The following is a 13,957-nucleotide window of genomic DNA, read 5'->3' as shown; positions in this document are numbered from 1 at the left end:
TTATAATATTAAATATTCAAATTTTTCTTATTTTTAAGACTTATCGTTAATATATTTATTAAATTTAAAATATATTATTAACTAAAATTTAATAAAAAAATAGTTCTTCATTCTAATTTAATACCTCATATATCCATTATTCAAATTTATTTTTATAAATTTAAAAGTAGTATCTAACTAAATAAGATACTACTTTTAACTATTCATTATTATTTTTTTGTTGTCTTAACACCCACAACACTTATTGCAGCCACAATTGTGATTGCAATTACATGAATGTTTATTTTGCTCACATTTATCTTTTTCGTATCCATAATCATTCATATTGCATCCATAATCATCACTATAACATTCTTTGTAGCATTTAACGCTTTCTTCCATATAGTCTTTTGCCTGTTTCATAAGTTCTTCGCCTTGTTTAGATAGTTTTTTATATTCATCCCATAAACAGTTAGCTTTTGAACATTCTTCTAACGCCTGTTGCTTATAATTGTCAGCTCTTTTTTCTGCTTGTTTTGCTTGTTGTGCTACTTTGTTAGCTCTTTCTATAATATAGTTAGCTTGTTCACATTTTTCTTGTGATAATTGTTGGTATTTATTACATTCACAGCAATCATTTGATGTTTCTTTATTGCATATTTGATTAATTTTTTTATATTTATTATATTTGTAATTGCATGACATAAATCTCACCCTTTATATTATTTTTGATATGATATGTTTAAATATCAATATCTTAATAATATATATGCATGTTTTCTACAAAGTGTTATATTTCGTGCAAATTTTTTACTTATATTTTATTTGTTACTATTTATTTTCTGATTCTTCATTTATAATGATTTTTTCTCCTTCTTTTATGTTCTTATTATCTGCATTTTTTATAATTTTGTCATTTTCTCCAACACCTTCAGTTATAACTGCATATTTTTCATTAGTTTCACCAGTTTTTACTTCTTGTTTATAAACAATTCCATCAATAATTTTATACACAAATCTTTTTTCATCTGTCTGTAATAAAGCTGTATACGGAACTTTTATCTGTTGATTTATAGCTTCTGCTGTATTTTTCACATGGAATCCATTTTTAATTTTTTGCAAGTCTTGATTTTCTAAAAATCCTATTTTTATATCGTAATAAGACATATCTTTTTTACTTTTTTCTTTTGATGGTCTTTCTCCTATGTATGTAACTTTACCTTTTAATTTTTCCTTCGTTGAATTTACTAACACTTCTACTTCTTGATTTATACATATCTTTGACAACTCATTTTCACTAACTTGCCCTTCTATTTCTAGTTCTTGTGATTCTATAGTCATAATAAGATTTTTACTTTCATTTTGTTTTTCATTATTTAAATATACTTTTCCTGTAAAAGGTGCATTTGTCGTTGTATATGCTAAACTTTCTAAGTTTCCTACTTTATTATTCAACCTTTCTATTTCTTCATTTATATCTTTTTTTTCTTTTTCATTATCTGTATTAGTTATTTCATTTTCTATGTTATTATCCTCTTCTTTCTTCTCTATTTCTTCTTTCAAAGTTTCAATCTCTAATATCAGTTTTTCATTCATATATTTAAAAAGTGGAGTTCCACTCTCAACTACTTGTCCATCTTCTACTAATATCCCCTCTATTTTTTCATTGTCAATATCTATAAATAAATCCTCAGACTTTATAGGTTTAACCTTCCCATTTATAGATATTTTTTCTTTTTCTGGAACTATATATATATCATGAGTTGATGCCACATCATCTTTTTTATTTATTTTTATGTTATTTTTCGCAACAAAAAATAATATAAAAACAAATAATAATATCATTCCCCCTATAATAATATTATTTTTGCTGAATTTAATCTTTTTTTTCAAAAAAATCCCCCCATATTACCTTATTTTGTCTCATATAAGTTAATTATATATCATATAGGTATACGTTGTCATATAACTATCATTTTAATTTAATATAATTTTTAATCAAATAAAAAAAGAGAATATTTAATATCCTCTAATTTTCAAATTCAGTATTTTCAACTTTCCACTTTATTAAATTTATATATAACCAAAATCCATATATACCTAAAGTTATTATAGTAAGTATCCACCATTTTATATATTTAAAAAATAAATCCGTTCCACTCCCTACAAATTTTAATCTTTTGCCTTCAATTATACTATTTTCTACTTCCCATCTGTATTTTATACACATAGCCCATGGTGTAGCTATCCCTAATGTAATAAAACTTATTATTGCCGCTAATATGTTAACTCCTATTAATCCTAATAAATTACCTTCAAATCTTGATGTCATTTTCTTACCTCCTATATATGATTATGTATTTATTATATGGGTATATCAACTTATAGTCTATAAACTAAACTTTAAATTTATCTTAAATAAACCTTAACTAATAATTTTATATTTTTATAATAATTTTCAATTTGATGTTATAATTTATTCATATGTATCAACTAGCAAAGGAGACTTTTTTATGACTATTAAAACTATTTCGCCATTTTCAATACTATTTTCAGCTCTTACATCTCTATTATTAGGATTATTAATGCTATTTAATTTTACTTTTGTAGCTAATGTAACTTTGAGTACGGTATCTATCGTATTTATGATTTTAGGAGTTTCAGATATAATTACATATATCTTTAATAAAGAAAAACGATTGTTAAGTAAATTAATTATAGGGTTATTGTACTTAGCTTTAGCTATTTTTATTAAGTTTAATCCAATATTTTTAGGTATATCTATAGTTAGAATAATTGGTATATATGCTTTTTTAAACTTTATTGCTCGAATAATAGCCGCTATTGTTCTTTATAAAAATAAAGTAAATGGTTGGTTTATGGGTATAATAGTTAGCATTGTATCTTTAATATTTAGTCTAATTTTATTATTCCATCCACAACAATATATGTATGCAGTTGCTAAAATTTCAGGCATATATATATTATTATACGCTCTTACACTATTATCTGATTTCTTTAAAGAGATATCGTATACTAATGTAATTTCTGATAAAGTAAAAAGAAAAATAAGAATAGGATTACCTTTATTATATGCAGCTTTTATACCTCAGCACTTACTAGAAAAAATAAATGAGTCTATAAAACTAAACCCAGAAAAAAACATATTTATAGAAAATAAGGAGAGTTCTTTAGAAGATAAATACTATTCTACCGTAGAAATATTTATTCATTTAGCACCTGATTGTGCTAATGGTTTTGGCCATATAGATATATCTATTGATAATACTACTTATTCTTACGGAACTTATGATAGTAATTCAAATAGATTTTTTACTTTAATAAGTGATGGAGTATTAGTTGAAGCTAATACTAAAGAATATATACAATTTTTAAATACTACGTGCAATAGATCTTTGATAGGATTTACTTTAGCTTTAAATAAAAACCAATATGATTCTATAAAATCAAAAATAAATCAAATTAAAGCAAATTGCTATGAATGGAAATGTGATCAGCAAAAGCATCCTAATTCAAGATATACAGATGAAACTAACCTGCTTTATTTAGCTACAAACTGTACTTTTTATAAGTTTAAGACAGGTTATTTTAAAACATATTACACCTTAACTTCTAACTGTGTTAGATTAGCAGATACAATAGTGGGTTCTGCCGGACTAGACTTAGTAGCTATAAACGGAATAATAACACCAGGTACTTATTACAACTATCTAGATGAATTATTTAAAAGAAAAAATACTATTGTTATTGAAAAAAGATTATATCTAAAAAATACTTCTAATGAAAAGGATGAGTTGTCTACTTTCTAGACAACTCATCTTTATAGGATAATACACTACTTAAAAATACACTTAAGCATATAACACTTGTAATTGATATTAGCATAGATGTAGTCTTAGCTAATATAGTGTTTGGAATTATATCACCATATCCTATTGTAGTAAATGTTATTACAGTGTAATAGAATAAATCAAAGTTATTTTTTGCATTCAAAAACGCACCAGTTTCTAATCCATTCACTAAACAAACTATTAAATATAAATTTATAATTAGCATTATTAATATAAGTATAGATGCAATAATGAGTCTTGAGTAACTATTATCTTCATTCTTTATAGATTTTACATTGTGTGGATTGGCTATCATTGTTATTAAAGTCTTTATATTCAAGTAATAACAAATTAACATTCCTACTAATCCTATAAAAACATTATCTGTAAATTCCTCTGGAAATAATATTAGTACAGTTAAATATGTACTTATCATAAAATAACTCAATATAAAATCTATCTTTAAATTCTTATGTTCAACATTATGTATAAAGCTTTGTATCTTAGAACTAACATATAATAGATATCCAATAGAGTAATGAACTATTATAAAGCACCCTATACTAATAACTATTTTCAATATAAATTCTATATTATTTGATATTAAATTCAACTTCAAATTATTAACAATGCTAGCATGTATGGTGATAAAACTCGAAAATTCTGCAAATCCAATAAATATAATTTGTATAACCTTTGTTAACATCCTTTTTTCTGTAAACAAAGATATATATGTTTTATTTATTTCTTTTATAGTTTTAATAATTAACTTTTTTAGTCTCTTGTCAAATTTTCTATTTCTAATTAACAGAACACTTAAAGCCAGTATTGTTACTATAGTTAATATAAATCTTCCCATAATTCCTCCATAGTATATTTATTACTATCTACTATATTACTTATTTTATAATTAATGTCAAATGTAAACTTTGTTTTTGTAAAATTAAATAAGAAGCTGTATAATTTTATACAGCTTCTTTATCATCTACTCTTCTTCAATTATTCCATATCCTAGATCATTTCTTTTATATACAGTACTTATTTTATCATTTTCTGAATTTCTAAACATGTAAAAGTCATGTCCTAATAGCTCCATTTGAAGTATTGCTTCTTCACTACTCATAGGTTTTATTGAAAACTTTTTAACTCTCTCTATGTGAATATCTTTTTCTTCTACTATATCATCAAAATTATAATCTTCAATATTTTCAAATCTTATACTTTGATGGTGATGTCTTTTATTTTTAGTTCTAGTTTTATACTTTCTAAGTTGTTTATACAGCTTATCGTAAACTACATCTATAGCTGTGTATAAGTCCTTTTGACTATCTTCAGCTCTTATTATAGGTCCTTTTATTGGTGCTACAGTTACTTCTACTCTTTGATCTTCTTTATTAGTGCTTATTGTTACTTTTACATCTGTATCTACGTTAAGGTACTGTTGTAACTTCTCCATCTTATTTTCTATTTTATCTTTTATACTCTCTGTTGGATTTATATTTTTACCGATTACTCTTATGTTCATAAGTAGTACCCCCTTGTATAAAACATTTGTTAAATATGTACTTGTTAAAGGTTTTATATTTAACTTACATTAATTGTATAGGAAAACATTTCTAATTACTATTCTGTTTTTTATTTTTTTTTCGTGGTATAATAATAATTGTGGGGTAAATTTCCTCATTTTAAAAAGTACTACAACTTATGTAAGTTGTAGTACTTTTTTTATTTTATATAGTAGCTGCTATTTCATCTACTACCGAATCTTCATATTTAGCTAACCATACTTTTCTTTCTAGCTTTAATTTAGTTGCTATTTTATTATACTCGTCTTTTGTATAATAATTTCTTGGGTTATATTTATCGATTTCTAAACCATCTACATTTTTCGGTATCATATATCCCCATTCTTTATCTTCTATCCATTCTATATTATCTTTAGCAATCTCTTTCATTATAGTTGTAGATACTTTTATAGTTAATTTTTCTCCACTTGTATTATCTTTAGCTCCAACACTTCCTGTATTTAATATAAAGCATTCCATATCTGGATTTTTTTGAAGTATTTCTCTAAGCTTATTTCCTTCTTCAATTTCTGGACCCATTATAAATGGGTTAGTTCCTACACATCTTTTTGATTGACCTGCTTTTGTAGGATCTCCTGCTGAAGTTTCTATAGATTCACCTAACATAAATGCTTCTAATGCTTGTTTTGGATTTAATTTAACTACAGGAGGAACTATATCATTTCTTCTAGTTATAAATATTATTTTATTTGCTTTTTCTAAGTCTACTGTATCATCAGTTGTTTCTATTTCTTCTCTTAGAATAACACCTCTGCCATTTGAAGTTAAAGTTGTATCATAAAAATCAACATTTCCATTTTCATCAACTGTTATATTTTCAAGTGCTGCATTTTCGCTAGTTGCAGCTTTATATAATACACTTTGATTTTTTGGATTTAGCCCTTCTGTCTTTATATAAAATCCATTTTCAGTACCTACGCAGTATCCGTTTTTATCCATAAATACAACATCATCTTGTCTTACAACTGCTTTTTCCTCTCCTGTTAACTCATGATCATGTATAGTTAATGTAGTCTTTCCTGTTCCACTAAGTCCAAACATTATAAACCCTACATCTTTTAATTCATTGTCTTTATTGTAAACTCTAAGAACTTTACTTCCTGCATGAAATCCTAATCCACCAGCTTTTTTTACTTTATACATCGCCATTCTTAAGAAAGACTTTTTAGATTCTCCAAAATAGTCACTTCCTAATATAAATGTAACTCCAGTCTCTGGATAAGCAAACATCATTCTTTCTGGCCATTCCGGTATATATATACTTACTAAGTCTGGATTCTCAGTATTTGTTGGATTAAATAAAGTATTATTCCACATGTGTGCAATTCTTGCATATTCTTTAGATATATACAATCTACAGTTAAATGAAAACTTATCATTCATTCCCATTTTTCTATCTACTCTAATTACTTCTTTATCTTTTATATATTCAAAAACCTTAGCTGCAATTTCATCAGCTTTAGATTTACTTATTTCTTTTTGGTCTACCCCTACTTCAATTTCATCTACTATATATGTATTTTTAGCACTTCTATTTCTAACTTTGCTTATATAGCTAGCACTTTTAAATTCTGTTGTTTTTTCCATGTTGTTTGCTAAATTTCTTAACTCACTTCTAGTAGGATTTGCTACTACCTTCCCAAATAATTCATCATTTATATTTTTTATGTTGAACATTTTTCCCCTCCGACTTTAATTAGTATACCTTTTTCACAATATTAGTATATCATATAAATCCAAAAAGTCTACTCTTTTTTTAATTTTAATTATTTCTACTATTCTCTTTCTTTTTAAAAGTACACATAAATAAAGAAATAGAGCCTATATAGTAGACTCTATTTCTTTATTTGAATATTCTTTAATTTCATATAACTAATTAAGTAATTGTTTTATTACATCTTTAGGTATAGTAAATTCAACTAAACCCATATACCCTGGCGCTACTTCATATTTATCAAAACATATAACTAATTCACCATTATTATTTATATAAAATCCTTGATCTTTTTTTATAGCCTTGAAATTTTCATCACCTATATTTTCATCATTTAACCAATAATATTTGTTTTCATCTTTTTTCATCTGTTCTTCCATTTGACTTTTTATGTTGTCACTAATTATGTTTATATAATCATCATTTTTAAACATTCCTTCAAGAGTTAATACCGTTTGATTTTTCTTATCTATATTATAAAATTTTCTAGTTGTATTTGATGATCCTTGCGCTTGATAGTTATATATAACTAGAGATAATATTTTATCATTATCAGTTTTAACTTCATACCAACTTTCTGATGCCTTATGCTCACTAGAACCTGAATCTTTTAATCCTTTAACTTCTTCTAAGTATTGATTGTATAATTTTTCTCCGTCTTCTTCAAATTTCTTATTTAGCTTATATTCTAAGTCTTTATTGTCTAACCCTTCTATTTTAGGTACTTTTATAGATGCTTCATATGTACCTTCTTTTATTTTGTAATTTGCGAAGTTTACAACTTTTACAATACTTCCTATAACAGGAATTTCTTCTAGTGTCTGTGCAAATACTGGATTTATATTAATAACTCCTATAACTACAACTACAGATGCTGCAGTTATTAAGTATCTACTATTTCTTTTTTGTCTTTTATTTTTATTTATTGCATCATTTACTACAAAGCTTAATTTATCCGGAATTTTAATACTATCATAATATTTTTTTAATTCATCTATCTTATTTTTATCATTGTTCATAAATAGCTCTCCTTAATAATCATCTTTATTTATCTTTATCCTAAGCCTTCTTAACCCTTTATATAATTTTGTTTTTACAGTATTAATATTTTGAGATAAAACTATAGCTATATCTTCTATTTTCATATCCTCAAAATACCTTAATATAATTATAGTTTTATATTCTTCTGGTAATTTATCTAATGCTTGTAAAAGGTCTATATCAGAATATACATCATTGGATATATATTCATTTTCAAATTCATCTTGATTTAAAGTTATATATTTGTTGTTTTTTCTTATATAATCTATAGCGCTATTTATTAAAATTTTATAAAACCATGGTTTAACTACCTCTATATCATTAAGTGAATTTATTTTTGAAAGTGCTTTACATATAGAATCGTGAACTATGTCTAATGCATCATCTTCATTTTTCACATAACTATATGCTATTTTATAAAAACTTTCTTGATTGTTCACTATGTAATCTTTTATTTTCTTTTCTTTTATTTTTTTATCTGAGCTCAATAATTTCATTTTTAAATCACTTACCTCCTTTCTACATATATATAGACGTTTTATGTATAATAAAAAGTTTTAATTTTTACACAAAAAAAGATATTATACACTATAATATCTTTTCTACTTATATAAATAATAACCATATTCTATTATATTTTTATTAATTAAAAAAGGAGAGTATATACTCTCCTTTAATCTATCCTACAGCCTTTTCTGACTTATTAGCTTTTTTCCCATGTTTATTTTCATAAACTGTAAATAATATAAATCCTGTTAATGCAAATGCTAATGGTCCACCTATCATAGTTAAAGTTTTCTTTAATCCATCTGGTGATGTTAATACAGGTTCTATTATTGTAAATACATTTGCAAATCCTACTATAGCAGTTACTATAACTGCAGCTATTATTGCAGATGTTTTAGTTTTATAAACTACATATGATTTTTCTATTTCTCCATTTAATTGCTTTTTCTTAAATGCAGGGAATGCTGCTGATAAGAACATGTATGTTATTGTCATAGCAACATTAGTCATTAGAGTTAAAATAGTAAAGAACTCATCTGCACTACTACCTCCAAATGAAACCATAGCTATCATAGCTATAACAATTATAGCTTGAACTTTCATAGCATTTACAGGCATTCCATTTTTTAAATCGCCTAATTTCCCAGGCCATAACTCTTTTGGTGCACCTTGTATTAAAGTCTTAAGTGGTGAATAAGTTAATGTGAAGAATGCTCCTGTTAATGATAAGAACATTGAAAGTCCAACAAATCTAGCTGTCCATGCCCCCATACTTAAACACGCTGCTTCAGATAATCCAAATCCTAAACCTACTTGGTATCCTAAGTTGCTCATTAATACATATGCCGCATTACCCATGTTAACAGTTTCTACACCTAATATATCATTCCAGTTAGTGAACATACCACATGCAAATATACCTAATGCATATCCTAAAGATATAACTATTGCAGATATAGCAAGCCCTTTAGGGAAAGTTTTTTCAGCATTTTCTGTTTGGTCAACTAGTCCACCTAAAACTTCAAGTCCTCCAAATGCAAAAACCGCAAATGTTAAGAATGATAAAATAGATACTCCACTTTGATAGTTTGGACTTGGAGACTGAGTAAATGACTGAGCTATATTAGTTATAGGTTGAGCTAATTCTCCTTTTAATAAAACTACTAACATTCCTCCACCTAGTAAAACTATGTTTAATAATGCTACAGCTGTACCACCAACAGAAGTTACCTTACTTATCTTATCAACACCTTTAGTTGATACGAAAGTTACTATTGCTATCCATACCATACCTAAAATTCCTAAAGTTTGAACTGAAGTTAATCCAAATAAAGACCAACTTTGTGTCATATCAGATCCAAATATAGCATTTGATAACGGTATCCATAAACTTGAAGATACACTTACCATCCAAATTATATAAGAAGCATACCACATGAATGTTCCTATAAAAGCATATTTAGGCCCTACAGATTTTTCCATCCATGAATACATTCCTCCACTTTCTTTTTTAAATGAAGATCCATACTCTGCCATCATAAAGGCATATGGTATAAAAAATAGTGCTGCACTTAATATGTACCAAGGTATTGCAGCATATCCCATTAAATAGAATGCTCTTGGCATATTAGTAAATCCAAATACTGATGTAAATATCATAAGTATTAACGGTACTAATGTAAGTTTTTTTGCATTATTGCTTGGTTGTGACATGTTAATCCCCCTTAAATATATGTATGATTACTTTGTATGTAAATTAACAACTTTTTTGTTATTAATTTATCATCCCTCTTCCATTTCAAAGAATATCATCATTATTTTGACTTTTCAATACAATTTATTTTTTATTAAATATTATGATTTTTTTCATTTTTCTAAATAATAAAACAATTGATAATTTTATTTTTTTCGTTATTATTATTTATTTAAATTTATTTTTTTATATTTATCTTCATATTTGTCGATTTTAATCTATATTAATATATTTTTCTCTATTTATCTTCTATTTTTCATATGTAATACATAGATTTTAAAATAATTTTATATTTTTTATGTATTATATTTTAAATTTAATTTTCATTGTTACTTTTTGTCGTTTTGTATTTATTATCTATATATACTTAAATTCATTCATTTTTATAATCTCCTTTCAAAATTTCTTATATTTAGAATTAAAGTTTTTTAACACTTATTATTTTTTTCTATGAATGCTTTAGTCTTAATTTTTATATTTTTCTTAATTTTTTTATAATTTAATATTGATTTTTTAACCAACAACTACTATAATAATTCCTAACAACTAATAAATATTTAATTAAAGGAGAACTGAGTTAATATGAATAATTTAAACTTAACTAAAGCTTTACAATTTAATAACTTTTATTTTAGCTATTATAGTTAAGTTTGTGTTTATGATATATATTCCATCATAGATGCAAACTAAAAAAGTTTGTATCTATGATGGCTAACTTTAGCTTGTAATTAAGCCCACATAGATAAACACTATGTGGTTTTTTTAATCCTAGGCAATTAAAGCCACATAGTGTACACTATGTGGCTTTTTTTCATATAAAATATAAATTATTTAGAAAAGAGGTTTTAATATGAATAAAAATAAAGATACATTGATAATAGGTTTCGCATTGTTTTCTATGTTCTTCGGAGCAGGTAACTTAATTTTCCCTCCATATATAGGTTTAACATCAGGTAGTAGTTGGCTCATAAGTTTCTTAGGCTTTATATTAGGAGACGTTGGAATAATTTTCTTATCCATAATCGCAGTATCAAAAGCTGGATCTTTACAAGGAGTTATAGGTAGAGCCGGTAAGAAATTTGGTGTTACATTAGAGTTATTGATGATGCTGTGTCTTGGACCTATATTAGTAATTCCAAGAACTGCTGCTACTACATTTGAAATGAGTATATTACCATTATTTAATAATGTTAATCCTTATATATTTTCTATAGTATTTTTCAGTATAACACTTATACTTACTATAAAACCAAATAAAGTTATGGATATAATAGGAAAGTTCTTAACTCCTGTATTATTATTAGCTTTAGCTTGTTTAATAATTAAAGGAATTGTGTCTCCTATAGGAAGTTTAGAAGATGTAAATTCTAATAATTTATTTATAAATGGATTAACTCAAGGATATCAAACAATGGATGCATTAGGGATAGGTGGAATAGTTGCTCTCGTTATGACTTCATTTATGAGTAAAGGTTATACAGATAAAAACGAAAAAATAAGTCTTACTATAAAAGCTTCTTTAATTGCTTGTATAGGGCTTACACTAGTTTACGGCGGTCTAACATACTTAGGTGCTACGTCTTCAGCTTTATATGATAGCAATATAGCTCAAACTACATTGCTTATAAATATAACTAGTTCTCTTTTAGGAACTACAGGTACCATTATTTTAGCTATAGTTGTAGGATTTGCGTGTCTTACGACAGCAGTTGGATTAACATCTGTTACAGGTAAGTATTTCGAAGATGTTACTAATAAAAAGTTAAAGTATGAATACATTGTAATTTTCATATGTATTTTCAGTGCTCTAGTTTCAAATTTAGGTGTAGATAAAATAATACAAGTAGCAATACCTATATTAAGTTTAATTTACCCTGTTTCTATAGTATTAGTAATTATGAATATATTTAAAAATGTATTTACTAATGATCTAACTTTAAAAGGAGCTGCTTATTCTACTCTTTTAGTAAGCTTACTTACTGTTATAGATAGTTTAGGATTTAATATAGATATTGTTCATAAACTACCTTTGGCTACTTTAGGATTTAATTGGGTAGTTCCAGCTATAATAGGTGGTATATTAGCAACATTAATATCTAAGCTTACTGAAACTAAATGTTCTGAAAATATATCTTAAAATTAAAAGGGCTGAATAATTCAGCCCTTTAATTAAAATAATTTTATACTCTTCATTTCATATTTATCAAGTTGTTCTTGTAATTTCTTTTTATCTATGTTTAATTTTAAATCATCTAGCTTTAAATCTAACTCTATATCAGTTTTTATTGTAGCTAATTTTTTAGACATAAATGCATTATCTTTTTGTTCTACTAATTTTTTCATAGGGTTTCTTATGCCTAACTCATTCTTCCAATCGTTGGCAATCTCTTTCAATTCCTTATCATCTAATCCATCAATAGCTTCGTATATATCCTCTAAGCTATCATACTTTTGAAGCAATGGTATACTTGTAGTATCTCCAAGTCCTTTAATTCCCGGTATATTATCTGATGAATCTCCTGATATAGATTTATAGTCAATAATTTGTTTAGGAGCTAATTTTTTTACTTTCTTTAATAACTCTACAGTATATTCGAAAGTATTATTAGGCAACTTCATACTTTTTAAATCTATATTGCAGTCTTCTGCCATAGAGCTTGCCTTTGACGTATTCATCCATACAACAGTATTATAATCAACTAACTGAAGATAGTCTTCATCTTTCGTATATAAAATAACAGGTATATTATCTTGAAACTTCTTCGCTAAGCTTCCAGCAAAATCATCAGCTTCATATACATTTTCATAGTTTTCACTAGGATTTGATATAAAAACTTTTACACCTATAGTCTCAAGCATTTCTCTTAATAACGTATATTGTTCTTTAAGTGGAACTTCTATTGGTTTTCTAGTTCCTTTATAGTCATCATATATTAACTTTCTAAATGTCATACGTGTAGAATCAAGACATACTGCAATATGAGTCGGTTTTTGCTCCCTTATCATAGATATCATTATTTGCATAAAACCAAATACTCCATTTGTATATACTCCATCTTTAGTTTGAAGTATTTTATCATAATATTGTTCTTTTTCTTCTATAGTTTTAGCAAACATAATTTGTCTTGGTAACCTTGCAAAATAACTTGTACTTAAAAGTGATGATCCATCAATTATAAGTAATTTTTCTGTACACTCTTCACTTTCTAATATTTCACAACTTACACATTGATTCTTATTATCTATATTTTTTTCTTCTTTTTCATTTAACTGAATTTCTTTTTTATCAAAATCAACTATTTTTTTATTTTTAATTCTAAAATCTGTATTCATCCTAGATCCAACATAGCTATTTAATCTTATAATGTCACCTCTAGTTGTTTCAGATTCTTTGATTTCTTCTTCTTTAGCTTTAGTTTGTTCTAGCAAATCAAATAAATCCATATTTCGCTCCTCTTTATTAATTTAATTAATATTCTAATTATATCACATATAATCTTTATATAAAAATTAGCTTTGATTAATC

The 13,957-nt window shown here is 25.7% G+C and carries 12 protein-coding genes; 2 read left to right on the top strand and 10 right to left on the bottom strand.

From position 1 onward, the window contains the following. Positions 1-225: 225 nt before the first annotated feature. From ACEXNK_RS04410 to ACEXNK_RS04400, 3 genes are all read right to left on the bottom strand, one after another. The gene (locus tag ACEXNK_RS04410) at positions 226-684 is read right to left on the bottom strand and encodes a hypothetical protein (protein WP_373600991.1); all 459 of its coding nucleotides are present in this window, start codon (positions 682-684) and stop codon (positions 226-228) included. 126 nt (positions 685-810) lie between these two features. Further along, complete coding sequence (locus ACEXNK_RS04405) at positions 811-1,872, bottom strand: efflux RND transporter periplasmic adaptor subunit (protein WP_373600992.1); 1,062 nt, start codon at positions 1,870-1,872, stop codon at positions 811-813. Positions 1,873-2,008: 136 nt separating this feature from the next. Beyond that, a complete protein-coding gene (locus ACEXNK_RS04400) occupies positions 2,009-2,311 on the bottom strand; it encodes a hypothetical protein (RefSeq protein WP_373600993.1) in 303 nt (100 codons plus the stop codon). A gap of 181 nt (positions 2,312-2,492) precedes the next feature. On the opposite strand from ACEXNK_RS04400, the gene ACEXNK_RS04395 reads away from it, so the two are divergent. Beyond that, positions 2,493-3,809, top strand: coding sequence for an HdeD family acid-resistance protein (locus ACEXNK_RS04395; protein WP_373600994.1), 1,317 nt, complete (start codon positions 2,493-2,495; stop codon positions 3,807-3,809). Here the strand turns inward: ACEXNK_RS04395 and ACEXNK_RS04390 are convergent. The 6 genes from ACEXNK_RS04390 to yjeM all read right to left on the bottom strand — a co-directional run bounded on the left by ACEXNK_RS04390 (position 3,799) and on the right by yjeM (position 10,391). Further along, positions 3,799-4,689, bottom strand: a complete 891-nt coding sequence (locus ACEXNK_RS04390) for a potassium channel family protein (RefSeq protein ID WP_373600995.1) — start codon at positions 4,687-4,689, stop codon at positions 3,799-3,801. The genes ACEXNK_RS04395 and ACEXNK_RS04390 overlap by 11 nt on opposite strands. Before the next feature lie 126 nt (positions 4,690-4,815). Further along, positions 4,816-5,355, bottom strand: a complete 540-nt coding sequence (hpf, locus tag ACEXNK_RS04385) for a ribosome hibernation-promoting factor, HPF/YfiA family (RefSeq protein WP_373600996.1) — start codon at positions 5,353-5,355, stop codon at positions 4,816-4,818. A 205-nt stretch (positions 5,356-5,560) separates the two neighbouring features. Then, on the bottom strand, positions 5,561-7,093 hold the full coding sequence (locus tag ACEXNK_RS04380; protein WP_373600997.1) for a phosphoenolpyruvate carboxykinase (ATP): 1,533 nt from the start codon (positions 7,091-7,093) through the stop codon (positions 5,561-5,563). A 195-nt stretch (positions 7,094-7,288) separates the two neighbouring features. Continuing rightward, a complete protein-coding gene (locus tag ACEXNK_RS04375; protein ID WP_373600998.1) occupies positions 7,289-8,149 on the bottom strand; it encodes a DUF3298 and DUF4163 domain-containing protein in 861 nt (286 codons plus the stop codon). A gap of 12 nt (positions 8,150-8,161) precedes the next feature. After that, on the bottom strand, positions 8,162-8,668 hold the full coding sequence (locus ACEXNK_RS04370) for a sigma-70 family RNA polymerase sigma factor (protein ID WP_373600999.1): 507 nt from the start codon (positions 8,666-8,668) through the stop codon (positions 8,162-8,164). A 181-nt stretch (positions 8,669-8,849) separates the two neighbouring features. Next, positions 8,850-10,391 (bottom strand): glutamate/gamma-aminobutyrate family transporter YjeM, encoded by a 1,542-nt coding sequence (yjeM, locus tag ACEXNK_RS04365; RefSeq protein ID WP_373601000.1) that lies wholly within the window; start codon positions 10,389-10,391, stop codon positions 8,850-8,852. Between the two features lie 890 nt (positions 10,392-11,281). On the opposite strand from yjeM, the gene brnQ reads away from it, so the two are divergent. Beyond that, positions 11,282-12,568 (top strand): branched-chain amino acid transport system II carrier protein, encoded by a 1,287-nt coding sequence (brnQ, locus tag ACEXNK_RS04360; protein WP_373600063.1) that lies wholly within the window; start codon positions 11,282-11,284, stop codon positions 12,566-12,568. A 32-nt stretch (positions 12,569-12,600) separates the two neighbouring features. Here brnQ and ACEXNK_RS04355 read toward each other — a convergent pair whose 3' ends face one another. Next, entirely contained in the window at positions 12,601-13,875 is a 1,275-nt protein-coding gene (locus tag ACEXNK_RS04355; protein ID WP_373600062.1) for a 5'-3' exonuclease, read from the bottom strand. Between the last annotated feature and the right edge of the window lie 82 nt (positions 13,876-13,957).

This window comes from Paraclostridium bifermentans (genome assembly GCF_964259345.1).
In the GTDB taxonomy this organism is placed as follows: domain Bacteria; phylum Bacillota; class Clostridia; order Peptostreptococcales; family Peptostreptococcaceae; genus Paraclostridium; species Paraclostridium bifermentans_B.
This window is presented reverse-complemented; position numbering and strand designations above follow the sequence as displayed.